The organism is Citrobacter sp. RHBSTW-00944, assembly GCF_013615435.1.
In the GTDB taxonomy this organism is placed as follows: Bacteria; Pseudomonadota; Gammaproteobacteria; order Enterobacterales; family Enterobacteriaceae; genus Citrobacter; species Citrobacter braakii.
The window spans coordinates 2170184-2195667 of record NZ_CP055418.1 but is presented as its reverse complement, the minus strand read 5'-3'; the positions used below and the strand labels follow the sequence as shown (position 1 = coordinate 2195667).

Genomic DNA, 25484 nt, shown 5'->3' with positions numbered 1-25484 from the left:
TTAGCGCTGCCAGATAACGCGATAATGGCCCGATCCCACCTGCGCGCCATAGCCGCCGTCTACTGGCGCGAAGTCGAGGCCATCGGTATCGAGCAGCGTTTGTGCGCCATCGAGGATCACCATTGAGTGAGTATTCGGCGGAATATCTACCTCAAGAGTGATGGTCTGCAAGCCATCGCGCGCCGGTTCCTGCGTCCAGTGGACGGCAATATCACCATATACCGAGCCGTATCGCGCTTTCAGCCATGTCAGGCCACCGCCCGGAATAGGCCGCAGCACCGAAGATTTAAAGCCCGGCGCGTGTTCTTCGGTATTTATTCCCGCCGCCACGCGATACAGCCATTCACCGATCGCCCCGTAGGCATAATGGTTGAAGGAGTTCATGTCCGGGCTCCACATTGTGCCGTCCGGTTTCACGCCATCCCAGTGTTCCCAAATCGTCGTCGCCCCGGCTTTTACCTGATACAACCAGCTTGGGAAGTCCTCTTTCATCAGTAATTGCCACGCCGCGTCGGCCTGTCCGTTTTCGCTCAATGCGTGACAGAAATAGGGGGTGCCGACAAACCCCGTCACCAGATGACCGTCATTTTCCGCCAGCAGTTCCAGCAGCGTTTGCACGGTGCGCTCGCGGTGCGCGTCCGGCACTAACTGGAAGTAAAGCGCCAGAATATGCGCCGTTTGCGTGCGCGCCGCCAGCCGCCCGGTGGCGGTAAAAAACTCATTGCGGAAGCTTTCGACAATCGCGGTATGCAGCGCCTGATAATGGGTGTGATCAACGTCATTTCCCAGTGCTTTGGCTGATTTCGCCAGCAGCAGCGTGGACAACGCATAGTAGGCCATGCAGGTCAGTTCATTCGGCGTTGCGCCAAAATAGCTACCCTCTTTGGCATCCAGCGCAACCCAATCGCCAAACTGCAGTTTCCACGACCACTGGTTCTCAACAGCGTTGTCATGCATAAACTCCACCCAGGCTTTCATGCTGTCGTACTGGCGGGCCAGCGTCTGTTTATCGCCGTACATCAGGTACAGCGTCCACGGGTTAATCACCGCCGCATCGGCCCAGGCTGCGGCGGAATGGGTGCGCCCGTGGGATAAAAAGCGGTCGTTGTCGCATTTGCCGGTGAGGATATCGGGGATGACGTGCGGCACACCGCCCTCCGGCGTTTGGTCATGCTGAAGATCGGTCAGCCATTTGGCAAAAAAAGTGCGCGTCTGCATCAGATAACTGGCGGTGCGGCAGAAAATTTGCGCATCGCCCGTCCATCCCAGACGTTCATCGCGCTGCGGGCAGTCGGTTGGGATATCGACGAAATTGCCCTTAAGCCCCCACATGATGTTGTGATGCAGTTGGTTGAGATCCGCGTTTGAGGTTTCAATGTGACCCGTCGGCGTCATCGCGGAATGCAGCACGACCGCGACAAAATCATCCCGCGTCGGCGTGCCAGGCCAACGTTCAATCAGCACATAACGGAAACCCTGAAAGGTAAAATGCGGGTGATAACATTCTTCGCCATCGCCGCGTAAGGTGTAATCAATGCACTGTTTGGCGGTGCGCAGGTTCGCCAGATAAACATTGCCTTCGGCATCCAGCACTTCAAAATGGCGCAGCACCACGCGCTCACCTGCCGCACCGCGCACCCGAAACTCCACCCAGCCGCTGAGGTTCTGGCCAAAATCAAGCACCGTCTCGCCTTTTGGCGTCGTGATGATTGAGCACGGCGCAAGCCGTTCTATTTCTTGTACCGGGCAGGCCGTTTGCGGTTGCAGCACCGAAGTCTCTGCCGCAAGCGTCGTCACCGCACGCCAATGCCCGGCGCTAAACGCTGGCTCGCTCCAGCCGCGCTGCTCCCGACGTGCGTCATACACTTCGCCATCATAAATTTCAGCAAACAAAATCGCGTCATCGCAGCCCTGCCAGTGTGCATCCGTGGCGATTATCCGCTGGCTACCATCGCGGAGCGTCACCACCATATGGCAAATAAACCCCGTCTGCTGGCCGTAATAGTTGCGATAGCGGTTGAAGCTCATATCCCCTTTATACCAACCCGCTCCCACCATCGCGCCAATCACGTTTTCGCCTTCTCGCAGGTGCTCGGTCACATCCCAGGTTTGATACAACAGATGGTGGTGGTAGCTCGTCCAGCCGGGCGATAACTCATCACGCCCGACTTTTTCGCCGTTGATCCACAGTTGGTACAGCCCCAGCGCGCTGGCGTGTACCACCGCCGAAACAATGTCATCACCGTCGGGCAAACTGAACGCATGGCGCAACAACGTGCCTTTTGAGTTGTCTTTATCCTGCGGCGTTTCAGCCGAGATAAACACCCCTTGCCACGCTTGCGCTGGCAGGCCGGTAATAAACGTTGCCGCCGGGCTCCAGCCGCTCTCTTCACCGTGGTTGTCGGTAATATGCACCCGCACAAAATAGCGCGTCGAGTGCTGGCAGGCGACGTCGGGCAATTCGATATTACTGGAGCGGTCATCGTGCATTTCGCCGCTGTCAAACAGGCATTGGGCAAAATCTTCTTGCGCCGACAGTTGCAAACGCCAGCTACGCTGCTGTACATCGCGCAAGGTACTGGTGATTATCCAGCCGAAAACCGGCAGCGTTTCGCAGCCCGTCAGCGTGGTTTCATAGTTGAGCGTAATCTTTTCTACTGCCAACATAATTTTTCCCTCAGTGGCTCATATTCAGGCTTTGGCCCGCAAAGTATCGTGCGACGCCTGTCCGTTATCAGGCGTCGCCACCATTTCTGTTTCTGCATTAAATTCATTACGTTGCTTGCCGTGGAAGCACAGCCAGCCGATAACCATGCCTATCGCCACAATCGCCGTCAGCAGGCAATAAAGAACCACCGGCCCCGCGCTCAACAGCACAGGAGTGACGAACGCCAACAAGCCGCAGGTCAGACGGGCGACACCGACAATCACTCCTTGCGCGGTGGCGCGTAGCATGGTGGGGAATGACTCTTGCGCCCACACTTTCATGATGCCTTCGAAGGCAAATCCTGTGCCGATATTGGTAAACAGCAGGCAGCAGAACCAGGAGAGTGGCGAGAAATTAAACAGCACCGGCACGAAATAACCACCGGACATCATCACCGCGCCAAAAATAAAGAATGGAACCCGTTTTGAGGTATCAACGACGCGCATAAACATCAACCCAGACGCCACGCTCACTGGCAGAATCAACAGCCCCCACAGCGAGTGCGTGCTGACCGAAATGCCCACCACATTTACCGCTACATAAGCCCCAAACTGCCCGCCGGTATTGGCCGCCAGATTGGTGAAGGTATAAAAGATACACAGCGAGATAAACGGCCACAGGTATTTGCCTTCGAGCAGATCGCGCCAGCCGGTTTTCTGCGCCCGCACGGTGGCGATGCCACGACGCAGTTCATCCTTTGCCGCCAACCACAGCGGCGACTCAGGGATAGACCAACGCAGGATCATCAGCACAACCGCCACCAGCCCAACGTGCATATACATGATTTGCGCGCCAATCACCCCCCAGTCGCCGACGATAGCGGAGATCCCCATCGTGGCGCCAATTCCCACCAGCCAGAGTAAATTGGACAAGCCGATAATTTTGCCGCGGTTTTCATCGTTCGCCGCTTCGGAGATAGTCGCCAGAGAGACGGGTAAATCAGCCCCTGTCGCCAGCCCCACCAAGAGTGTGCCCAGCACCAGGAACGGGAAGTTCAAACCAAAGGCCAGCGCCAGCGTGCCGATAAAAATCATCGCCATCGTAATAATAAAAACATTACGACGACCAATACGGTCTCCAAGACGACCGCCACCAAAAGCCCCAGCGGCAATACTCAGCGTTAATAATCCAGATAAAATGCCAATTTGTAGTGCAGTAATACCCATTGTTTTTTGATAAATGACTAAGGCTGTACCACTGGAAACAATAGCCGCCGAATCAATATATGATGCCATTCCAGACACCACCCCAATATACCAGGGGTTAGGTGTTTTATTTTTTGACATAACGATTCCCTTAAATTTACAGACAGTATGGCGAGAAATAAGCGTATGGCCTACCCCCGTCACGATGGATGGTAGTAATAATTTTTTATTGTTATTAACCTAACAATTAAATCGCTATTAAAACTCGTGAATGAAGTTCACGTTCATGGCTTGGAGGATAATGAAAATACCGTCGGTACGATTCAGTCAACCTGATCGCATTCATAAAACCACAACGTGCCGCAATTTCACTGATGGTTTTATCCGTAGTGCGCAGTAATTCTTGAGCTTTTAATACACGATACAACATCTGGAATTTAACCGGAGTATAACCGGTCACTCGCTTAATTAAGCGATACATCGTGCGCCTGGCGACACCGTTATCATCACTCAACACATTCCAGTCTAAATGACGCAAGCTACTGGTCTTGAGCATACGGATCAGGTTGGCTCGCCCTCGCTCATCAGGGCTAAGCGCCTCGGTTTGGCGGTCGCACTGGCAAAGCGTGTTGATGATGTTCAGCAAAGCGACTTCACACAATGAAAAATAGAGCACGTCATAGTTACTCTCGTTACGTGAGATTATCTCCTGGCTCAATACCTCAATACGCGCCAGCGCTCCCTGAGTTAACGCCAGCGCGGTAGGCTGTAGAAGTTTTTCTTTTATACAATCGAGCAAATTATCAATGTGCTGTAAAAAATGAAAACTGCGCGGGCGACGAATCAATATATTAATAACCGACAGATTATTAGTTGAAACATAACTATGGGTATCGTTAGCGGTCACTAAAAAAAAGTCACCCTGACAGATAAAACGAACCAAGTCATTAATAATATGAAACCCGCTACCGCTACGGACAATCACCAGTTCATCAAAATCATGCCCGTGCACACCTTCCATTAATTGGTTATTCATCGAAAAAAGACAAAACGCATGTTGCTCTGAATGAAAAAAATCATTCTCACGTAAAATTCGCATATCTCCCCCGCCGCTATTCGAGTAAAAACACTCGGGATATCGATAAATAACCTACTGACATAATATATTGCCTTGCACTGATAACCATTTAACTGCAATTATTATGACAAGTCTATATATCGCACTGTCACTCAGGCGTAACCTGCTGTGACCTCAGCATCATTTCGGCAAATAACCGCCAAGTTATGGCATAAAAAAGAGGATATACGCCGTGCAGATGAACCCACTTCATCCAGGCATTCAACCGGTTCTCGTAGGCTATTAGTGAAGGGAATATATATAGGTGAATCATTCTACGCGAACTGTTTACGCACCATAGGATTTACATTTATTATTTTATAATAAACGCACACCCCACACCATATTAAAAACAAATTAATAAACATTAACACATAAATATCACCAAACAATTAAAAATAGATCTTATGCGCTATTGATAAAAAAAAGAAATCAAATTATAATCCGCAAAAATCAGCAAGGCTTATATCTAATAGCAGGGATTGATACACCGGTTACGCTATTCACTAAAAGATTATCAATCTCTTAAGTAGAATTACAGTGAATGGATTAATAATATTATTAACAGATGGAGTTTGTTAACATGAAGTTACGTTATAAATTAATATCCGCAGTCATTCTCACGATGGCGACCACCAGTAGTGCATTCGCTGATGAAGCCAATGCCGGAAAGATTCATTTCACCGGTGAACTGATAGAGCCAAGTTGTGTCATTGAGGGCGATACAGATACCGATAGCACCGTTCCTTTAGGGACTTATCCAACGTCGTTGTTTAACGAAGGCAACGTAGGTACCGAGTCGCCGTTGAAACCGTTTACTATTGTGCTGAAAAACTGCCCGGTTGCCACCACAGGTCTGCCACAAGTGCAACTCACCTTTCAAGGCACCCACGCGTTAACAGGCAGCTCCAGCTTACTGGATGTCAGCGCGATTACCGCCGCGGCTGAAAACCCTGGCGGCAATAACCCAGTTGCCACCGGTGTGGGTATTGCCGTTTCACCTGCGGGTGCAGATACGACATTGTTAACGATGGACGCCACCGAAGGCCAGGTCTATATCGACCTGCCCGATACAGCGGGTGATGCCATTATTGCTGAGTTTAATGCCCGCTATAAATCCTTCGCAGCGGTCACTACCGCGGGTGCGGCAGACGCCGATATGACCGTGAATATTGTCTATCGTTAATCACACCGCAATACAGACCGTTGTTTAATATTAAACAGAGCCAGTCGCCACTGGCTCTGTTTAACGGGTTCTTTCGCTATTTCGCAGGGATTTGCGATGCGTAAAATAATTTCATCTGCTTTTTTGCTGCTGCCTCTTATCATTAGCACCGTGGCTCCCTGCGATGCAGCAGGTATTCGTATTGGTCGCACCCGTGTCGTTTACGATGCCAATAAAAAAGAGGTCGCATTATCGCTCGCTAACGAGGATAACGAATTACCGTGGCTGGTTCAGTCATGGACCGACACCGGCGACGGGAAAACCCGTGGCCCCTTTATTATTACCCCGCCGCTGTTTCGCCTTGACCCGCAAAAAGAGCAAAACCTGCGTATCGCCTGGTCAGGCGCAGCCGTCGCCCAGGACAAAGAGTCACTATTTTACATTAACGTCCGTACGATACCCGCCGTCGCCAAAGAAGATGGCAGTATCGACAAAAACGTCCTCCGGCTGATTTATAAAACCCGACTCAAACTGTTCTTTCGCCCCAAAGGTCTGGCAGGTTCGCCGGGCGAAAACTGCAAAAACCTGCGTTTTAGCCGTAACGGCAACGTCCTGCGCGTGGTCAACGAGGGAGCTTTCCACAGCATCTTCGACTCTGTGAAGCTGGGTGGCACACTGCTTAAAAAAGCCGACATGGTGACACCAAAAAGCAGCGCGGAGATCCCGCTACCGGCCAATGCCAACGGGCAATCGGTCACCTGGCGCTGTATTAGCGATTACGGCAACGCGACCCCTCCCTTTACTACCTCGCTGTCAAAGGGATAATTCGAATGGTAAAAACGTTGACACAGCCCCAGCCACACTGGCGGCTCAACCCGCTATTACAAGCGCTAGGTGCGGTTCTGCTTTTGTTCTCAACTCAGCCGTACGCCCGCGAATACTACTTTCCACCCACCGGGCTGGAAGGCGATGCGGCGCTGCACGAGGATGTTGATCTATCATTGTTTTCCAACAATAAAGCGCAGCTCCCCGGGACTTACTCATCAACGATTGTGATTAACAAGCAGCGTTCAAAACAGCAGGATATCAACTACCTCAACGACGCCAGCGGCGAATTACAGCCGCAGATTACCCCCGCGATGCTGCGCGACTGGGGCGTACGCGTGGAGGCCTTTAGCGAACTGGCCGCACTGCCCACTGATAAACCACTGCCCAAAGCACTGGGGGAGTACATTACGGCAGCCACGGCGATCTTCGATTTTAACGCCATGATGCTGCGTATCAGTATGCCGCAGGCGGCGCTGGATGAACACAGCCGCGGCTCGGTAGATCCTTCGCGCTGGGACAACGGCGTGCCGGTTCTGTTTGCCAACTATGCATTTTCTGGCTCGCAAAATGACAGCGGCAATGGCGGCACTGACAAAAACCAATACCTGAACCTACAAAGTGGGCTAAATCTCGGCGGCTGGCGGTTGCGTAATTATGCCACCTGGGACAAAAACGACGATGAGCAGTCCTGGCAGTCGCTGCAAACTTATATTCAGCATGACGTACAATTTCTCAAGTCTCAGTTCACCGCTGGTGAAAACAGCACCCGTGGTGAGGTGTTCGACAGCGTGCAATATCAGGGTGTTAACCTCGCTTCCGACGAGAATATGCTGCCCTTTAGCCAGCGAGGCTTCGCGCCAACCATTCGCGGTATTGCCAACAGCAATGCTGAAGTCTCCGTGCGGCAAAATGGCTACCTGATTTATCAGGCTAACGTCGCGCCAGGGGCGTTTGAAATTAACGATATCTCGTCCACCTCTAACAGCGGTGACATGGAAGTAACGATTAAAGAAGCCGATGGCAGCGAGCGCCACTTTACCCAACCCTACTCCAGCGTGGCGGTCATGCTACGCCCTGGTCGGGTAAAATATGAAGTCACTGCCGCCCGTTATCGTGCCAATAACAACAGCGGCGACAAAGAGCCGATGTTTGTGCAGGGCAGCGCCATTTATGGTCTGAACAATATTTTCACGTTGTTTGGTGGGCTAACGGCTGCGGAGGATTATCAGGCTGGCGTTGGCGGCGTCGGCATCGCGCTGGGCACTATTGGATCTGTTTCCGCAGATGTCACCTGGGCAAAAACCACGCTGGATAACGGTGAACAGCACGATGGGCAGTCTTACCGCTTGCTGTACAGCAAAAATATTGAAACTACCGACACCAACATCACACTGGCCAGTTATCGTTATTCCACCAGCGGCTATTACAGCTTTGCTGATGCCAATCAGAGAATAGATGATGATAATGGCGATGATGACTGGCGCTATCAGTACAATAAACGTAACCGCATTCAGGCCAGCATCAGCCAAAGCATTTTCTCCAGCAGCCTGTATCTTAACGGCTACCAACAGGATTACTGGGGAACCTCACGCAAAGAACGTAATTTATCCGCAGGCTTTAGCACCACCGTCAACGGCATCAGCTACCATCTGGCCTATACCTACAGCAAAAATGACGATAGCGACAGCGATCGAATCGTCTCCTTCAGCCTTAGTGTGCCGCTGAGCCGCTGGCTGCCGAATAGCTGGGCGAGCTATAACATCAGCAACAGCCAACGCGGCGATACCAACCAGAATGTTGGGCTGGGCGGCACATTACTTGACGACCAGCGCTTGAGTTATTCACTACAGCAGAGCCACACCAACCATGACGGCACGGATAACAGCAGCATTTACAGCACCTACCGCTCGCAGTACGCCAACTTAAGCGGCGGCTATTATTATGCGTCTGACGATTCCCGACAGATCAGCTACAGCGTCAGCGGCGCCGTAGTGGCGCATCCTCACGGCGTCACCCTGGCACAGCCGTTAAGTAGCGAATTTGCCATCGTCGATACCGATGAGGCTTCCGGCTTGCGCTTTCAGAATCAGCGTGGCGTGCAGAGCGATAGCTTTGGCAACGCGATCATTCCATCCCTTTCCGCCTATCAGGAAAATCGCATTGTGCTGGACACCACCACATTGCCGGATGATGTCGATACCAATGCCACCGTCGTCACCGTGGTTCCCACCCGCAACGCAGCCGTCACCGCCCATTTCAGCACCTGGGTTGGTTATCGTGTACTGGTCACCTTGCGGCGTGAAAGCGGCAGTCCCGTCCCCTTTGGCGCGTTTGCTAGTGTCGATGGGCAAACACAAACCGGTATTGTCGATGAAAACGGTGTGCTCTACCTGGCAGGTATCACCGATGGCATGACCATTACAGTGAAATGGGGCGATGGGCCAGAACAGCAGTGCCGTGCAACGCTGGCCCTGGCAACCGATTCTGATAGTAACAACCCAACTGGAATACGTAACACGCGCGCACAGTGTCTTCAGGAGAAAAAACATGCTCAGCCTTAACCAAAAGCGCGGGCTCGCCGGTCTGATACTCTTCAGCGCCGCAGGATCTTGCGCAGCTACGCCACTACAAAGCTGCTTTAGCTCGCCGGGCATCTATACGACCCATATCGAACAAGACGTCGTGGCGGCCAACAATCTTTCCGGAATGACACACAATGCGGGACACATTGTCTCTGCGGGTGGGCCTATCACCGCCAACTGTCGCTGCCCATCAAACATGCCAATCGACAGCGGGGCCACTGTTTATTCCATATCTTTTGCTGGTAGTCCATTACCGTCAGGGACTTCAAGAGAGGGCGTTGGTTTCCTCACCGAAAAGCTGGATGTTAAGCTGGCAGGATATCCTGATGCCATCAATCACCAGGATGGTAATAACATGGTCAATATCGACATTACCGATTACACCCACAACCGGACCATGAAGAAATATGCCGACGCCAACACAAAATCCACGGAATCACAGCAATCCGTATGCAGTGATGAAACCCGGCCTGTCGGCGCCAGCACGGTAAAACGCCAGTTTCAGTGGAATGTCATTGCCGCCACTTTCTATCTTAAAAAACCGGTGTTTGGTGAAGAGATTTTCCAGCCACAAACCGTCGTGGAAAACTATGCCTGCCTGTACTACGGTTCCAGCAACAATCCTAACGGCTGTACCGTACCTGAGAAGGTGTCCGAGATTCGCCTCGGCGGCGTTCTCCGCGCCCCGCTCAGTTGCACCATTAACGCGGGGAGTCAGATTGAGGTTGAGTTTCCGGTTCTCACTACCAGCGCATTTACCACGCCAGGCGTTCCGCCTGCTAATGGCATTAAATCGGTCGATATCTCTTACCATTGTGACAATCCCGCCACAGATAATCAGGACAAAATCAAAATGACCCTAACCGCCGACCACGGGAATAGCGGCAGCGACGGCTACATTGCCAAAATGTTAGGCCGCGACGATATCGGCGTCAGGATGTATGACGACAACGATACAGCCGTCAAGCTCGATGGCTCGTTTGACTTCCCGATAACCCTGGATGAACAGGGCAACGGCGTAATTAAAATGACCGCCGCCCCAGTGAGCACCACCGAGAGGAAACCGGTAGCCGGTAAATATGAAGGCAACGTCACCGTAAAAATGGATATTAAGTAAAGAGAACGATAGGTATCTGTAGGCCGGATAACGCGCAAGCCGTTATCGGTTAGAATGCCCGGCGGCGAGCGCCTGCCGGGCCAGCAAATAAAAACGCTACGGATCAGAACCCGAGGCTATCCAGCAGGTCGTCAACCTGATCCTGACTTGCCACCACGCCGGCTTTTGAGGTGTCAACCTGCGGGCCGTTAAGCAAGCTTTCGTTTTCACGTTTTGGACGAGCGCCCTGCTCTGGAATGTTTTCCAGCAGAACCATCAGCAGCTGACGTTCAATCTCCTGGATAACATCCATCATGCGCTTGATGACCTGACCGGTGAGGTCCTGGAAATCCTGCGCCATCATGATGTCCAGCAGTTGAGCGTTAGTAAAGCTGGTATGCCCTGGCACATCACCCAGGAACTGGCGGGTATCGGTGACCAGTTCACGGGCGTCAGACAGCTCGATCGGATTTTCGAACCATTCATCCCAGCGTTTGGTCAGGTCTTTGGCCCCTTTTTCCATCGCGTCCTGGTGCGGCTGCGAAGCTTCCACACTGTTCAGCGCGCGCTCGGCCGCCTGTGCGGTCATCTGCACAACGTAATCAAGACGATCGCGGGCATCGGGAATCGCTTCTGCCGCTTCGGCAATGGCCTGATCCAGCCCCAGTTCACGCAGGCTGTCGCGCAGCATTCGGGTCAAACTGCCGATGCGCGCGATGATGTCCCCGGCTGAATGTTCGTCAGCAGGTTTAATTTGTGGTTGCATCATCATTATCACACCCTCACATGCCCAGTTTCTCAAAGATTTTATTGAGTTTCTCTTCTAGCGTCGCCGCCGTGAACGGTTTCACGACATAACCACTGGCGCCAGCCTGTGCCGCCGCAATGATATTCTCTTTCTTCGCTTCCGCCGTAACCATCAGCACCGGCAGGGCCGACATTCCGCCATCAGCACGAATGGTTTTCAGCAGTTCCAGGCCATCCATGTTCGGCATATTCCAGTCGGAAATGACAAAACCAAATCCCCCAGCCTGCAGCTTATTCAGCGCGTCCACGCCGTCTTCAGCCTCTTCAACATTGTTGAAACCCAGTTCTTTGAGCAGGTTACGCACGATGCGACGCATGGTGGAAAAGTCATCCACAACCAAAAACTTAAGCTCTTTATCCGCCATAAAAAATAAACTCCTGATTCAAATACGTATTGCCTGTCCGGCACTGATTTTCGCCAGCATTTGCTGGCTTACCTGGCTAAGATCGACCACTTCGCTTACGCCACCCATATTGATGGCCTCGCGCGGCATGCCGAACACCACACAACTTGCTTCGTTTTGCGCAATGGTCCAGGCACCCGCCTGGTTCATCGCTAACATTCCGGCGGCGCCATCGTTGCCCATACCCGTCAGGATCACTCCCACGGCATTACGCCCCGCATGTTTTGCCACCGAATGGAACAGCACATCCACTGAAGGCCGATGCCGGTTAACCGGTGGACCATCATGAATTTTGATCTGGTAGTTCGCCCCGCTGCGCGCCAGTTCCATATGCTTGTCACCAGGGGCGATATACGCATGCCCTGGGAGCACTCGCTCCCCGTCCTCAGCCTCTTTCACGGTGATCTGACACAGTTTGTTCAGACGCTCGGCGAATGAGCGGGTAAATCCTGGCGGCATATGTTGGGTAATAAGAATACCGGGACTTGAAAGCGGCAATGGCTGGAGTACATGGCGAATTGCCTCTGTTCCTCCGGTTGAGGCGCCAATCGCCAGCAGTTTTTCAGAACTGAGTAACGGCCCCGCTTTCAAGGTCACCTGTGCCGTCATGGGTTTGTGGGCCGCCAGTTTTGCCCGCGACGCGGTGCGGATCTTCTCAGCGATCATTTCGCTGTAGGCCAACATCCCTTCACGGATCCCCAACTGTGGTTTGGTGACAAAATCAATCGCCCCCAACTCCAGCGCCCGCAGCGTGACCTCAGAACCTTTACCGGTCAGCGAAGAGACCATAACCACTGGCATCGGACGCAGTCGCATCAGCTTCTCAAGAAAGTCGAGGCCGTCCATGCGCGGCATTTCCACATCCAGCGTCAGGACGTCGGGATTGAATTTTTTGATTAAATCCCGGGCAACCAACGGATCCGGCGCCGTCGCCACCATTTCCATATCACTGTGGCTGTTAATAATTTCGGTCATGATTTGACGCATCAGTGCAGAATCATCAACCGATAAAACCCTGATTTTACTCATGCTTTATCCTTACCTGGCGCATGCGCATACACCGTCTGTCCACGCAAGCTAAACTCGCGCACGAGGTTGCTAAAGTTTTCTGAATGACCTGCAAACAGCAGCCCATCTGGTTTAAGAAGTGGAACAAAACGGTGCAAAATGTCCTGCTGCGTCGTTTTGTCGAAATAGATCATTACGTTACGGCAAAATATGGCATCGAAGGGGCCTGGCACGTTGTACTGCTTATCCAGTAAATTCACGCTGGAAAATTCAACATGTCCCGCCAGTTCCTGCCGAACGCGTACCAGTCCTTCATGCGGTCCGGTGCCGCGCATGAAATAACGCTGTAGCTGCTGCGGTGACAGCGTCTTTAACTCATCAAGGCGGTAGATGCCGCTTCTGGCTTTTTCCAGAACTTCGGTATCAATGTCGCTGGCAAAAACACGCCAGCGGCCCGGAGCCATACCTAAGGTATCGGCGAGCGTAATCGCAATGCTGTACGGCTCTTCTCCGGTTGACGCCGCCGCGCTCCAGACACGGTATTCACCACTGCGCCGACGAGCATGATCTGACAGCACTGGAAAATGATGCCCTTCGCGAAAAAATGCGGTCAGATTGGTAGTCAGAGAGTTAATAAAAGCCTGCCACTCAGCACTGTTCTGGTTAGCTTCCAGCATGCTGAGATAGCGACCAAAGTCATCCAGTCCCAGGGTTCGCAGACGGCGGACCAGGCGGTTATAAACCATGTCCCGCTTATGGTCGGCCAGTACGATCCCCGCACGCTGGTAGATTAATTGACATATCCGACGAAAATGCGCGTCAGACAGCGCGAGGCGCTGGGTCATCTGTAACAATAATGACGTTTGCCCAGGGGGCAGAGATGATGTCATAGCGCCTTCTCAATCACATTCAGGATACAACGGGCACAACCTGCGGCTGTGCCAATTCTTGTTTTGCTACGGTTTGCTCTTCAAGCTTAAAAAATGCGACACAGGCAGAAAGATTATCGGCCTGCATGGCAAGTTGTCCGGTGGCGGATGCGGCTTCTTCCACCAGCCCGGCGTTTTGCTGCGTCACGGAGTCCATCTGGCTGACGGCCTGCGCCACCTGCTCGATGCCTCTGCGCTGTTCATCAGAAGCAGAAGCAATCTCGCCCATGATGTCGTTAACCCGGGTAACCGAGCTGACAATTTCCGTCATGGTGCGCGCTGCCATATCAACCAACTGCGAGCCCTGATGCACTCGGGTGACAGACTCCTCAATGAGCCCCTTAATTTCTTTCGCCGCCTGTGCGCTACGGCTTGCCAGATTGCGCACTTCGCCCGCAACCACGGCAAAACCACGCCCCTGCTCACCCGCGCGAGCGGCCTCAACCGCAGCATTCAGCGCGAGGATATTGGTCTGAAAGGCAATGCTATCAATCACACCGATGATGTCGCCAATTTTCTGCGAGCTCGCGGAAATCTCATGCATGGTGCTGGCGACCCGGGACGTCTGTTCGCCGCCTTTATGCGCTGTATCTGCCGCACTTTTGGCAATTCCTGACGCCTGGCGCGCGTTATCCGCATTCTGCCCTACGGTGGCGGTCAGTTGTTCCATGCTGGCTGCCGTTTGCGCCAGCGCGGCCGCCTGCTGTTCAGTGCGCGAAGACAAATCGTTATTGCCCATCGCGATTTCTGAAATGCCGCTATGCATGGCTGAGCTGCCCTGGCGTACTTCGCTTACCGTTTCACGCAGTGCCTGCTGCATCTTCTTCAGACTGGCAAAAATGGCTGAGATCTCATTGCGCCCATAAACCGCTACTGGCCGGGCCAGATTACCCGCGGCAATGCTGTCGAAATGACTGCCCACGATAGCCAGCGGCTGGACAATCATCTTGCGCGACCAGTACAGCGCACCGCTGGTGAGCAGTGCCGCCAGTACCACCATGGTGGCGAAAATCACCCCCGACATATGGTAATTTCGCTGGCTCTGCTCTCCTGCCGTTTGCAACACGCGATCGATGTTGCTCTGCCACGCATTCACATTTGCATCAAAAGCATCCTGAGCAGCCTGCACCGGCGCGGTCAGAAAATCTGACAACTGATTGTTTTCAAGCCAGGTGGCCTGATGCGCGAGAGCGCTGTGCCACTGGCTGTAACTTTTCTCCGTTGCGCCAAACAGCGCCTTCCCTTGTGCCGTCGTATCCGATGTCGCCATAAAGCGTTTAAACATCAATTCAGACTGCGCCAGGCTATCACGTGCGAGGGTCATCAGCGTGTTGATATCCTCTGGCGGATAGCTCAGGGCGGTCAGCGTCCCTGCCTTATTAAGGGCCGTACTGGCCTGTAATAACACAGCGCGGGTTTGGGCCAGCGCAGCGCGTTGCTGATTACTTCGTTCGACCTGATTCAGGTTCTGAAAACCGTCCCGAAATGCCCAGAAGGACAAGCCATTACTGCCAATCTGCAAAACACCGCAGAGGATTAAAATCAAAAACAGCGTGGTCGAAATTCGAATACGATTAAACATCAACGCTCCCATTGGGCGGCACTGGCCGCGGTTTAACTATCAGTCAAAATGTTTCCCAATTCGTATCTTGCTCATTGTTCTGGCGCGGATAGGATGCGGCCGCCGTTGCAGGTAATCGTGTATCGCGCGGCTTAGCCGACGCCGGACGTGACGCAAGGCGGAAAGTCGACACCGACTGCGTCAGGCGGCTGGCCTGTTCTTCAAGAGCAGCGGCAGCGGCAGCCGATTCCTGTACCAACGAGGCGTTCTGCTGCGTAACGCGATCCATCTCGGATACCGCGAGCGCTACCTGATCAATCCCCCGGCTTTGCTCGTCGGAGGCCGAGGCAATCTCGCCCATAATGTCGGTCACCCGCGTTACGGCATTTACGATGTCGTTCATCGTTTCGCCTGCGCTTTCTACCAATACGGACCCGGTATCCACTCGGGAAACCGAATCCTCAATCAACGCTTTGATCTCTTTCGCCGCCTGCGCACTGCGACTTGCCAGATTACGCACTTCGCCCGCAACCACAGCAAAGCCACGGCCTTGTTCACCGGCACGCGCCGCTTCAACCGCCGCGTTCAGTGCGAGAATGTTGGTCTGAAAAGCAATACCATCAATAACGCTGATGATGTCGGCGATTTTCTTCGAGCTATCGGCGATTTCGTGCATGGTGTTCACCACGCTATCAACCACTTTGCCACCATGCTGTGCGGTATCGGAGGCACTTTTCGCCAGTTGCGAGGCCTGACGCGCGTTGTCCGCATTTTGCTTCACGGTTGCGGTCAACTGTTCCATGCTGGCTGCGGTCTCTTCCAGCGCAGAGGCCTGCTGTTCAGTACGAGATGAAAGGTCGGTGTTCCCGCTGGCAATTTCGCTGGTCCCGGAATAAATCGCATCAGAACCTTCACGTACCAGGCTGACGGTTTCCGTCAGCGAGCGCTGCATATGATCAACCGTACTGGCCAGCTCGCCGATTTCATTACGACCGCTGACGGCCAGGGTCGCGGTCAGGTTACCGCTGGCGATTTCCCGAATATGGGCAATGACGCGAGACAGAGGATTAAGCAGGGTATGGCGGATGCCGTACCACACCACCACCAGAATCAGCACCAGCACTACGGCCAGCACGCCAAGCTGCCATTGGGCGAAATGGTAATCCCGCGCGCTTTTATCGAATGCCTGAGCGTAAAGCTTTTCGCTAACGCTGGCGTACTTGCCCAGCGCCTCACCGAGCGCGTTTTGCATACCCTGAGTCGGTTGCGCGAAATAGGCATCCATATTGCCGTTCTCCAGAAACTGAACCAGTTCTGTTAAAGCCGCATGGTACTGCTGATATTTCTCCTCAACGTTACCGCTGGCTTCTGCCATCTCGGGTAACGGTGTGATGTTTTTAAATTTTGCGTAATGTGTTTCGGCCTGCGCCAACGATGCTTTCGCATTCTTCAGCAGATCGTTTTTCGCGCTGCTTTGCTGGTTGGACGCGTCCATCATCATGCGTGCAGAAGAACGGCTTAAATTGATACGTGTTTGCAGCATCAGATCCCATGTTGAGGTGAGTTCACTTTGCTGCTGTCGAAGATCGTTAGAAATAACAAAACTTTGCTGATTCTGCTGCAATGAAGAAAACAACAGACCACCGGAAACAAGCTGTAGCAGTGCGAAAACCCCCAGCACCATCATCAGCATTGTGACAACGCGGATACGGTTAAACATAAGGCACCTTCCTGAAAACGAGTTATCAACGTTATCGGCAGTCGCTGAGATAACTTTACGTTTGCGAAAAGGAAATCCTGAAGGGACGTGAAGCCTCGCGGAAGGAGGGGAAGACGGGTGTACGGCAACCACAAATCATTCACATAAAAACGTCACAATTATCATGTGAATAACATTCAAATTTATCTGTGGGCGCGGTCATATTGGATGAAACAGTCATTATTTCGTGACAAGGATCACAAATACATATCCTCTGCACCACAACAAAATGGATAAAAAATTAAAAAAAGTTGTATCAGCTGGCGCTTTAATTCAATTTATATGATGAATACTTAGTTACCAATTAATAAATATAAAAAATGAGTAACCGAACAATAAATGTTAAATCCTTACTGAGGGCTTTTTAGTGGCAAATGCAAACAAACTCACGTTGTTTATCGTGATCTTCATGCTGGCGGGGATCCTGTCAGGGGCGGTGATCCACTCTTATGCCGCCCCCGGCGTAGTGACCGCCTGGGCCGATAATATTACGCTTCTCACCGACATCTTTTTGCGCCTGATTAAAATGGTGATCGCACCTTTAGTATTCAGCACCCTGACCGTCGGTATTATGCGCCTGGGGGAAACGTCCACCATCGGGCGCGTAGGCGGCAAAGCGATGATCTGGTTTATCAGCTCTTCCATACTGTCTATTCTGGTCGGTCTGTTTGTGGTTTCTCTTGAGCAACCCGGCAGCGGCCTGAACCTGGCGATCCCGCTGGAAGCCACTGATACCGGCCTGGCCGTGAGCGGCATGAGCCTGAAAGGTTTTCTGACTCACACCATCCCAACCAGCATAGCCGAGGCGATGGCCAACAATGAGATCCTGCAAATTGTGGTGTTCTCGATGTTCTTCGGTATTGGTGGCGCATCCCTTGGTGAGAAGTTCAATGCCCCGCTGGTTGCCGCGCTGGATGTGGTCTCCCACATTATGCTTAAGGTGACTGGCTACGTGATGTACGTTGCGCCGCTGGCCATTTTCGCCGCCATTTCCTCCGTTATCTCCACCCAGGGTTTGGGGATCCTGCTTAACTATGCGTCGTTCATCGGCGGCTACTATGTGGCTATTTTGCTGACCTGCCTGGTTCTGCTGGCGGTCGGTTATGTCATGCTGAAAAAAGAGGTTTTTCGTCTGGTAAGCATGCTGAAAGATCCGGTTCTGGTCGCATTTACTACCAGCAGCTCGGAAGCCGCCTATCCAAAAACGCTGGAGCAATTAACCAAATTTGGTTGCTCGCCTAACATCGTGTCATTTGTATTGCCTATCGGTTATTCATTTAACCTGGTCGGCTCGATGGTTTACTGTTCATTTGCCTCGATGTTTATCGCGCAGGCCTATAACATTCACCTCTCCTTTGCAGAAATCACCGTCCTGATGCTGACGCTGATGCTGGCGTCAAAAGGGATTGCCGGCGTGCCGCGTTCTGCGCTGGTGGTGCTGGCAGCAACCATTCCGAGCTTTAATATTCCGGTTGCCGGGATTCTGTTACTGATGGGTATTGACCACTTCCTGGATATGGGACGTTCAGCAATCAACGTATTAGGTAACGGGATTGCAACGGCGATGCTGGCACAAGATGAAGGTTTACTGGAAGAAGAACCGGAGCTGGTTGAGCGGGAAGCGTAAGGGGAAATCTGCCGGATGTGCTACGCGTGTCCGGCCTACAACCGCAATCATTGTAGGCCGGATACGGTATAGCGGTTACGCGACGTGGCTGGCGGCAATATCCAGCAGCGCCATTTCTTCGCTATTGAGCAGCTTCTCAATGTTAACCAGGATCAGCATCCGGTCACCCAGCGCCCCCAGTCCCGTCAGGTATTCCGTCGACAGCGTTACGGCAAATTCCGGTGCCGGACGGATTTGATCTGTTGTCAGCGACAGCACATCCGAGACGCCATCGACCACAATCCCGACCACCCGCTGACCCAGATTCAGCACAATCACCACGGTGTTTTCGTTGTAATCCACATCGCTCTGGCTAAACTTCACGCGCAGGTCAACAATCGGCACAATCACACCGCGCAGATTGGTGACACCTTTGATAAACGCAGGCGTGTTAGCAATACGCGTCACCTGATCGTACCCACGGATTTCCTGCACTTTCAGGATATCGATACCGTACTCTTCATCCCCCAGCGTAAACACGAGGAATTCCTGACCTGACGGTTCGCCGGCCAGTTTAGTTACATTACTCATACCGGTCATATTATTCCCTTCTCACTCAATCAGGCGGCTGTGATCGCCACACGTTGTTCGCGGTTTAATCCCTGCAATGCAGAGACATCGACAATCAGCGCGACGCTGCCGTCGCCGAGGATCGTTGCTGCAGAAATACCTGGCACTTTGCGGTAGTTGCTTTCCAGGTTTTTGACGACCACCTGGTGTTGACCAATTAACTGATCGACCAGCAGCGCGTAGCGACGCCCTGCACTTTGCAAAATCACCACAATGCCTTGAGTCGCTTCGGTTTTTGCGCCTTCAACCTCAAAGACTTTCCACAGCTCAACCAGCGGTAAATATTCGCCACGCACTTCCAGCACGCGCTCTCCTCCGGCCAGCGGATGGAGATCTTCTTCGCGCGGTTGCAGTGATTCCATAACGGCATTCAGCGGCAGAATAAAGACTTCGTCGGCCACGCGCACGGACATGCCGTCGAGGATCGCCAGCGTCAGCGGCAGCAGAATTCGGATAGTCGTCCCCTGTCCCTGTTTGGACTGGATCTCAACATGCCCCCCCATCTCCTGGATATTTCGCTTCACCACATCCATACCCACGCCGCGGCCAGAGACATCCGTCACCTGTTCAGCGGTCGAGAAGCCCGGGGCGAAGATCAGCATACCGACTTCGTCATCGCTCATGTTTTCGTGGATCGGCATCCCCTGGGAGATAGCTTTGGCGAGGATTCGTTCACGGTTCAGACCGGCGCCATCATCAGTGACTTCAATACAGATATTCCCGCCCTGGTGCTCCGCGGAAAGCGTCAGATTCCCGATTGGGCTTTTCCCGGCTTCAAGGCGTTTTTCCGGCAGTTCAATACCGTGATCGAGGCTGTTACGCACCAGGTGCGTCAACGGATCGATGATGCGTTCAATCAGGCTCTTGTCGAGTTCGGTTGAGCTTCCCACCTGTGTCAGTTCGACCTGTTTACCCAGCTTACCGGCCAGGTCACGCACCAGACGCGGAAAACGACTGAACACATACTCCATGGGCATCATACGAATCGACATCACCGACTCTTGCAAGTCGCGGGCGTTACGTTGTAACTGCCCCATACTGGTGATGAGATCGCCATGATTGACGGGATCCAGTTCGTTAGAACGTTGTGCCAGCATAGACTGGGTGATGACCAACTCACCGACCAGGTTAATGAGCTGATCGACCTTCTCAACCGCTACGCGGATGCTGGTTGACTCGCTGGCACGGGCGGGTTTGTCGCGTTCCGCGCGTCCGTTTGGCGCTTCGCTGGCGGCGGCTTTCGCCGCTGGCGCAACGGCAACCGGCTGCGGCTTCGCGACAACGGCTACCGTTTCTGCTTCAGCTTCTGCTTCAGTTTCAACGGCTACCGGCGCTGCGCTGACGGTTTCGAATTCAATCTGATCAGCTTCGATCACAAAGCACAGCACCGCGATGATGTCATCTTCTGCGAGGTTGCCATCAAGCGTTGCTGACAACGTGTCGCTCCCTTTCACCACATCGGTTAAGGTCGCCAGGTTCCCCAGTTCCTCTTCCAGTAAATCCACTTCATTGGCTTTCAGGCGCGTGAGAATAATGCGTTTCTTGCTCTCTTCGCTTGCGGACTCAGGCTGTGCAACCGCCTCTTCCTGCATTGCAGCGCTGTCAACAACGCTCAGTTTTGCGGTGTTGACGACTGCCGGTGCGGTTTCACCTTTCGCTTCGAGCGCTAACTGTCGTAACGCATTACAAATGTACTCAAAGCTGGCGGCATCCGGCTCCTCTGAGTTTTTATAGGCGTCGAGCTGTTCCTGCATAATATCTTTCGTTTCCAAAAACAGGTTGATAATGTCGGCATTGAGCTGCATCTCGCCACGCCGCGCTTCATCCAGCAGGTTTTCCATCAGATGGGTCGTTTCCTGCAAAATGGTAAAGCCGAAGGTGCCCGCCCCGCCTTTTATCGAGTGCGCAGCACGAAAAATTGCATTCAGCTGTTCGGAATCCGGGGCTTCAGGAACCAAATCAAGCAGGTGTTGCTCCATGTCAGCCAACAGTTCGTCAGCTTCATCAAAAAATGTTTGATAAAAATCGCTTATATCCATGCTCACGCTATCACCTCGGATTGGCTGGTGGCGATGTGGGAACGCTTGCCGGCGGGAGTTCCGCTGGCTGTTGTAAGACACTTACCGGCTCATTCTGGCTTTCAGCGTTTTCATGCAAAATGGCCTCTTCCGCCTGCTTATTGAGAACCAGCAGGCTAATACGGCGGTTGATAGCGTCTTCAGGACCGCGATCGCTCAGACGCATCGTGGCGGCCATACCTACCACACGTAATACTTTTCCATCATCCAGACCGCCGCTAACCAGTTCGCGACGCGACGCGTTAGCGCGATCGGCGGACAACTCCCAGTTGCTATACCCTTTTTCACCATTGGCGTAAGGGTAATCATCCGTATGGCCGGAGAGGCTGATTCGATTAGGAATGCCGTTAAGCACTGGCGCTATGGCTCGCAGGATATCGCGCATATACGGTTCCACCTCAGCGCTACCGGTTTTAAACATCGGGCGATTCTGACTGTCGATAATCTGTATCCGCAGCCCTTCCTGAACTAAATCAATTTTCAAATGCGGGCGCAGCGCACGCAGTTTGGGGTCAGATTCAATCAACTGATCGAGATCGCCGCGAAGTTTGCTCAAGCGGCTTTGTTCCATGCGTTTTCTCAGATCATCGATATTCGGCTGCTTGTTCACCTCTCCCTGCTGCTGGGTGTAATCATCCCCGCCGCCTGGAATGGGACTTTGGCTATTCGAAATACGATTTCCCCCGGTTACCGCAGTAGCCAGCGGCGTACGGAAATATTCGGCAATCTGGATCAATTCTTTAGGGCTAGAGATGGAAATGAGCCACATCACCAGAAAGAAGGCCATCATCGCGGTCATAAAATCGGCGTAGGCGATTTTCCACGAACCATGCGCCCCACCACCGTGACCTTTATGCTTGCGTCGCTTTACAACGATAATGGGATGGGCCTGATTTTTCATGCGTCCTCGGTCGTCTGCTGCGCAGTTGGATTTCTCACCGCACGAACATGCTCTTCCAGTTCGATAAACGATGGACGTTCGCTGGAATACAGAGTCTTACGACCAAATTCGACGGCAATTGGCGGCGCGTAACCATTCAGATTGGAGAGCAGAGTTATCTTCACACACTGCATCATTTTGGTGGTTTCAGCGCTTTTCTGGCGCAGAACGCTGGCAAGCGGAGAAATAAATCCATAGGCCAGTAAAATACCGAGGAATGTCCCTACCATGGCATGTGCAATCAGCGAACCCAGTTCAGCCGCCGGACGATCGGCAGAAGCCAGCGCATGGACAACCCCCATGACCGCCGCCACGATCCCGAACGCCGGTAATGAATCCCCCACCATCGCCAGACTGTTGGCCGGGACTTCGGCCTCACTTTCGTGCGTCTCAATCTCTTCATCCATCAGCGCTTCAATTTCAAACGTGTTCATGTTGCCGCTGATGATCAGACGCAGATAATCGACAATGAAATCAAGCATCACGGCATCAGCAAGAATGCGCGGATAGCTGGCGAAAATTTCACTCTCTTTGGGGTTTTCGATATCGCGTTCAAGCGAGAACATGCCCTGCTGACGTGACTTGGCCATCAGGCGATACAACAGCGCCAGCAGATCCATATACATCGCTTTGGTGTATTTTGAACGACGAAAAAGCATCGGGATGGCTTTCATCGTCCCCTTAATGGCTTTCCCGTTATTGCCGACGATGAATGCCCCAATACCCGCGCCACCGATAATCACCAGCTCAGCCGGTTGATAGAGTGCCCCAAGGTGTCCGCCGGTCATCATGTAACCGCCGAAAACTGTACCAATAACAACCAGGTAACCTAATAAGATAAGCACGACATCATCCTTTCGCAATTGACTATGACAGGATGCGCAGTCGGGCAGTTAACTCGAGGTCAGGACAAAAAAAAGCAGCGGTAATCGCTTACCGCTGCTGGAGTGTTTGTCCACACCGTATCAGTTAAACAGCCTGTTCGATCTGTTCATCCAGCAGTTGTGGAATAATATCGGCAGCATTCTGGGAAAGTTTACGTCTTTTTACGGCGCGTGATGGCGGTTGGCATAAACTGCAGGCAAAGCTGCCTGCGGGTTGGTGAGCGTGGGTAATAAAATTCCCACCGCAGCAATTGCATCGGGACAACTCCAGCAATCCGCTGTCGACAAAACGCACCAACGTCCATGCGCGAGTTAACGCCAGCAGTGGCCCTTCTTCTGGCTGCGGGCACTGCTCAAGATATAAACGATACGCTTTGATCACGGCATCCACGCCGCTGCACAAACCAGTTTTGAGCAGGAATTGCCATGCGTTGCAAAACATCGAAGCATGAATGTTTTGTTCCCATGTCATAAACCAGTCGGTGGAGAAAGGCAGCATCCCTTTTGGCGGAGGGCTGCCGCGTAATTCTTTATACAGCTTGATAAGTCGGCCACGGCTTAATTGCGTTTCGCTTTCCAGCATTTGCAAACGGGCGCCCAATGTGATTAATTCCATTGCCAGCTGGATATCACGCGCTTCCTGAACAATGCTTTTTTCGCTCATCATCAAGCCCTTTTCTTGCGCGCTGCTTCATCGATGTCGCTTAACAGTCGCGTTGAAAGCATGATACCGGTATGAATTTGCTGAAGATCGTCAACGCGGGAGCCTTGCGTCAGGCGAGTAACGGTCTGGTGATCGTCGAAACGGAAATGACAGACCAGTTGGTTTGTTTCAGCCAGTTTGACCATTTGTGGAAGTGTTAATGTTGCCAACGTGTCCGCCATTTCTTCGCTGATACCAAGGCGAAACATCGCTGATGCTTTGTCCTGAACGATCAAACGCTGTGCAAGCAATAAATATGACAAATTGATGTCATAGATGTGTTTCAGCAACTCGGATGTATGCATTATTTGCATCCATAATAACCAACATTGTTTTCATGCGGTGAAACCGCACCCCGTGATGTCGCCGGGAAGGCCCGGTAAAAAAAAAGCAAAAGGTCAAATACATAGCAGCATGACGGCACTTACGCGTTGTCTAAACATTCCCTTTTCAGAAAGCCGCGCCCCTTACAAGCTCACATCAATTCTTACAAATGTCTAAGATTTTTCCTAATTCGACGCAACTCTACCCGCCGCCCGTTACACATACAACGTAGCTATGCTGCGAATTTGAAGAATATGTGACATAGATCACATAAACCAGCTAAACACTTAACATAAATCCATCAGCACAGCTTTTACTTTGCTTATTTTTTAACCTCAAATTCGCCATTTCAATTCCTGACATACGAATATTCTTGCAATAAAAGCGAATAGTATTTTGTTCACAAACGTTAATATCACGTTGTGAAATAGCGAGCTTGATCACATATTTAATGTAAAACACCATTTCAATTAAATCCTTTATAAACAATGACTTAAATATTAAGGGTGATTAATTAATACCGGGTAGTGATAACCCATTAAATGTTAACTTTTGTTAATTTTTAATTAACACATTGTTTTCATTAGCGGTGAGTTTTACTTAAGTAAGCTGAACGTATTTACAAGTTATATGACGCAATTATTCTATTTATAAGAATAATTAATGAATAAGCATGATGACATTCACACTATCCAGGAAGGAAACGTTGCAGTATGGAGTAAGCTGAGCAATGCTGAGAAACCCTCTCATAATTCTTGAAAAAAGGAGCGAGTTATGAGCTATACACACATTCTTGTGGCCGTTGCCGCCACCCCTGAAAGCCAGCAGTTGTTAGCCAAGGCGGTTTCAATCGCTCGCCCTGTCAACGCTCGTATTAGCCTGATAACCCTGGTCTCAGACCCTGAACTGTATAATCAGTTTGCAGCACCTATGCTGGAGGACCTGCGTGAAGTGATGCAAGAGGAGACTCAGGATTTTATCGACAAGCTCAGCAAAGAAGCACAGTACCCCATTGAGCATACCTTTATTACCTATGGGGCACTGAATGAACATATTCTGGATGTATGCCGTAAACACGCGGTCGATCTGGTCATTTATGGCAACCATAACCACAGCTTCTTTTCGCGCGCGTCCTGCTCAGCAAAAAGCGTGATCGGTGCCAGCCACGTGGATGTTCTGCTGGTTCCACTGGCTGGAGATTGACCTGCGTT

The 25484-nt window shown here is 52.1% G+C and carries 21 protein-coding genes; 6 read left to right on the top strand and 15 right to left on the bottom strand.

Going from position 1 to position 25484, the window contains the following annotated elements:
* From HV334_RS10495 to HV334_RS10485, 3 genes are all read right to left on the bottom strand, one after another.
* Nucleotides 1-2667 carry an alpha-L-rhamnosidase gene (locus HV334_RS10495; RefSeq protein ID WP_181221649.1) on the bottom strand — a complete coding sequence of 889 codons (2667 nt, stop codon included), beginning with the start codon at nucleotides 2665-2667 and terminating at the stop codon, nucleotides 1-3.
* Nucleotides 2668-2691: 24 nt separating this feature from the next.
* On the bottom strand, nucleotides 2692-3993 hold the full coding sequence (locus tag HV334_RS10490) for an MFS transporter (RefSeq protein WP_047502128.1): 1302 nt from the start codon (nucleotides 3991-3993) through the stop codon (nucleotides 2692-2694).
* Between the two features lie 106 nt (nucleotides 3994-4099).
* A complete protein-coding gene (locus HV334_RS10485; RefSeq protein ID WP_016153432.1) occupies nucleotides 4100-4951 on the bottom strand; it encodes a helix-turn-helix domain-containing protein in 852 nt (283 codons plus the stop codon).
* Between the two features lie 601 nt (nucleotides 4952-5552).
* On the opposite strand from HV334_RS10485, the gene HV334_RS10480 reads away from it, so the two are divergent.
* The 4 genes from HV334_RS10480 to HV334_RS10465 all read left to right on the top strand — a co-directional run bounded on the left by HV334_RS10480 (nucleotide 5553) and on the right by HV334_RS10465 (nucleotide 10661).
* Nucleotides 5553-6155, top strand: a complete 603-nt coding sequence (locus tag HV334_RS10480) for a fimbrial protein (protein WP_049283062.1) — start codon at nucleotides 5553-5555, stop codon at nucleotides 6153-6155.
* A gap of 96 nt (nucleotides 6156-6251) precedes the next feature.
* Nucleotides 6252-6959 (top strand): molecular chaperone, encoded by a 708-nt coding sequence (locus HV334_RS10475; protein ID WP_047502122.1) that lies wholly within the window; start codon nucleotides 6252-6254, stop codon nucleotides 6957-6959.
* Between the two features lie 5 nt (nucleotides 6960-6964).
* The gene (locus tag HV334_RS10470; RefSeq protein ID WP_181221647.1) at nucleotides 6965-9523 is read left to right on the top strand and encodes a fimbria/pilus outer membrane usher protein; all 2559 of its coding nucleotides are present in this window, start codon (nucleotides 6965-6967) and stop codon (nucleotides 9521-9523) included.
* Nucleotides 9510-10661 (top strand): fimbrial protein, encoded by a 1152-nt coding sequence (locus tag HV334_RS10465; RefSeq protein ID WP_181221645.1) that lies wholly within the window; start codon nucleotides 9510-9512, stop codon nucleotides 10659-10661. The genes HV334_RS10470 and HV334_RS10465 overlap by 14 nt, the downstream gene beginning before the upstream one ends.
* 103 nt (nucleotides 10662-10764) lie before the next feature.
* Here HV334_RS10465 and cheZ read toward each other — a convergent pair whose 3' ends face one another.
* Genes cheZ through tar form a run of 6 tightly spaced genes read right to left on the bottom strand, consistent with a single transcriptional unit; the run spans nucleotide 10765 to nucleotide 17069 of the window.
* On the bottom strand, nucleotides 10765-11409 hold the full coding sequence (gene cheZ / locus HV334_RS10460; protein ID WP_029139578.1) for a protein phosphatase CheZ: 645 nt from the start codon (nucleotides 11407-11409) through the stop codon (nucleotides 10765-10767).
* 13 nt (nucleotides 11410-11422) lie between these two features.
* Nucleotides 11423-11812 (bottom strand): chemotaxis response regulator CheY, encoded by a 390-nt coding sequence (gene cheY / locus HV334_RS10455; protein ID WP_016153434.1) that lies wholly within the window; start codon nucleotides 11810-11812, stop codon nucleotides 11423-11425.
* An 18-nt stretch (nucleotides 11813-11830) separates the two neighbouring features.
* Complete coding sequence (locus HV334_RS10450) at nucleotides 11831-12880, bottom strand: chemotaxis response regulator protein-glutamate methylesterase (protein WP_016153435.1); 1050 nt, start codon at nucleotides 12878-12880, stop codon at nucleotides 11831-11833.
* The gene (gene cheR / locus HV334_RS10445; protein ID WP_016153436.1) at nucleotides 12877-13749 is read right to left on the bottom strand and encodes a protein-glutamate O-methyltransferase CheR; all 873 of its coding nucleotides are present in this window, start codon (nucleotides 13747-13749) and stop codon (nucleotides 12877-12879) included. Before cheR ends, HV334_RS10450 begins: the two co-directional genes overlap by 4 nt.
* Nucleotides 13750-13768: 19 nt before the next feature.
* Nucleotides 13769-15370, bottom strand: coding sequence for a methyl-accepting chemotaxis protein IV (tap, locus tag HV334_RS10440; RefSeq protein ID WP_181221643.1), 1602 nt, complete (start codon nucleotides 15368-15370; stop codon nucleotides 13769-13771).
* 43 nt (nucleotides 15371-15413) lie between these two features.
* Nucleotides 15414-17069, bottom strand: coding sequence for a methyl-accepting chemotaxis protein II (gene tar / locus HV334_RS10435; protein ID WP_181221641.1), 1656 nt, complete (start codon nucleotides 17067-17069; stop codon nucleotides 15414-15416).
* Between the two features lie 406 nt (nucleotides 17070-17475).
* Here tar and HV334_RS10430 point away from each other — a divergent pair, with 406 nt between their 5' ends.
* Nucleotides 17476-18735, top strand: coding sequence for a dicarboxylate/amino acid:cation symporter (locus tag HV334_RS10430; RefSeq protein WP_016153439.1), 1260 nt, complete (start codon nucleotides 17476-17478; stop codon nucleotides 18733-18735).
* Between the two features lie 75 nt (nucleotides 18736-18810).
* Here HV334_RS10430 and cheW read toward each other — a convergent pair whose 3' ends face one another.
* The 6 genes from cheW to flhD form a co-directional block, all read right to left on the bottom strand.
* The gene (gene cheW, locus HV334_RS10425; RefSeq protein WP_003034638.1) at nucleotides 18811-19314 is read right to left on the bottom strand and encodes a chemotaxis protein CheW; all 504 of its coding nucleotides are present in this window, start codon (nucleotides 19312-19314) and stop codon (nucleotides 18811-18813) included.
* Between the two features lie 20 nt (nucleotides 19315-19334).
* Nucleotides 19335-21389, bottom strand: coding sequence for a chemotaxis protein CheA (cheA, locus tag HV334_RS10420; protein WP_016156813.1), 2055 nt, complete (start codon nucleotides 21387-21389; stop codon nucleotides 19335-19337).
* Nucleotides 21390-21393: 4 nt separating this feature from the next.
* Entirely contained in the window at nucleotides 21394-22323 is a 930-nt protein-coding gene (gene motB, locus HV334_RS10415; protein ID WP_016153441.1) for a flagellar motor protein MotB, read from the bottom strand.
* Entirely contained in the window at nucleotides 22320-23207 is an 888-nt protein-coding gene (gene motA, locus HV334_RS10410; RefSeq protein WP_016153442.1) for a flagellar motor stator protein MotA, read from the bottom strand. Before motA ends, motB begins: the two co-directional genes overlap by 4 nt.
* Before the next feature lie 124 nt (nucleotides 23208-23331).
* The gene (gene flhC, locus HV334_RS10405) at nucleotides 23332-23916 is read right to left on the bottom strand and encodes a flagellar transcriptional regulator FlhC (protein ID WP_085951062.1); all 585 of its coding nucleotides are present in this window, start codon (nucleotides 23914-23916) and stop codon (nucleotides 23332-23334) included.
* A complete protein-coding gene (gene flhD / locus HV334_RS10400; protein WP_181221639.1) occupies nucleotides 23913-24254 on the bottom strand; it encodes a flagellar transcriptional regulator FlhD in 342 nt (113 codons plus the stop codon). Before flhD ends, flhC begins: the two co-directional genes overlap by 4 nt.
* Before the next feature lie 793 nt (nucleotides 24255-25047).
* Between flhD and uspC the strand changes: the two genes are divergently transcribed.
* Nucleotides 25048-25476, top strand: a complete 429-nt coding sequence (uspC, locus tag HV334_RS10395) for a universal stress protein UspC (protein WP_016153445.1) — start codon at nucleotides 25048-25050, stop codon at nucleotides 25474-25476.
* The last annotated feature ends 8 nt before the right edge of the window (nucleotides 25477-25484 follow it).

Bases quoted from the DNA above. Each gene is read 5' to 3' on its own strand.
- flhD (WP_181221639.1), bottom strand. From the start codon at position 24,254: ATGCATACATCCGAGTTGCTGAAACACATCTATGACATCAATTTGTCA.
- uspC (WP_016153445.1), top strand. From the start codon at position 25,048: ATGAGCTATACACACATTCTTGTGGCCGTTGCCGCCACCCCTGAAAGC.
- cheY (WP_016153434.1), bottom strand. From the start codon at position 11,812: ATGGCGGATAAAGAGCTTAAGTTTTTGGTTGTGGATGACTTTTCCACC.
- cheZ (WP_029139578.1), bottom strand. From the start codon at position 11,409: ATGATGCAACCACAAATTAAACCTGCTGACGAACATTCAGCCGGGGAC.
- HV334_RS10470 (WP_181221647.1), top strand. From the start codon at position 6,965: ATGGTAAAAACGTTGACACAGCCCCAGCCACACTGGCGGCTCAACCCG.
- tar (WP_181221641.1), bottom strand. From the start codon at position 17,069: ATGTTTAACCGTATCCGCGTTGTCACAATGCTGATGATGGTGCTGGGG.
- HV334_RS10495 (WP_181221649.1), bottom strand. From the start codon at position 2,667: ATGTTGGCAGTAGAAAAGATTACGCTCAACTATGAAACCACGCTGACG.
- HV334_RS10465 (WP_181221645.1), top strand. From the start codon at position 9,510: ATGCTCAGCCTTAACCAAAAGCGCGGGCTCGCCGGTCTGATACTCTTC.
- HV334_RS10480 (WP_049283062.1), top strand. From the start codon at position 5,553: ATGAAGTTACGTTATAAATTAATATCCGCAGTCATTCTCACGATGGCG.
- HV334_RS10450 (WP_016153435.1), bottom strand. From the start codon at position 12,880: ATGAGTAAAATCAGGGTTTTATCGGTTGATGATTCTGCACTGATGCGT.
- HV334_RS10475 (WP_047502122.1), top strand. From the start codon at position 6,252: ATGCGTAAAATAATTTCATCTGCTTTTTTGCTGCTGCCTCTTATCATT.
- cheR (WP_016153436.1), bottom strand. From the start codon at position 13,749: ATGACATCATCTCTGCCCCCTGGGCAAACGTCATTATTGTTACAGATG.
- cheW (WP_003034638.1), bottom strand. From the start codon at position 19,314: ATGACCGGTATGAGTAATGTAACTAAACTGGCCGGCGAACCGTCAGGT.
- tap (WP_181221643.1), bottom strand. From the start codon at position 15,370: ATGTTTAATCGTATTCGAATTTCGACCACGCTGTTTTTGATTTTAATC.
- HV334_RS10485 (WP_016153432.1), bottom strand. From the start codon at position 4,951: ATGCGAATTTTACGTGAGAATGATTTTTTTCATTCAGAGCAACATGCG.
- motB (WP_016153441.1), bottom strand. From the start codon at position 22,323: ATGAAAAATCAGGCCCATCCCATTATCGTTGTAAAGCGACGCAAGCAT.
- HV334_RS10490 (WP_047502128.1), bottom strand. From the start codon at position 3,993: ATGTCAAAAAATAAAACACCTAACCCCTGGTATATTGGGGTGGTGTCT.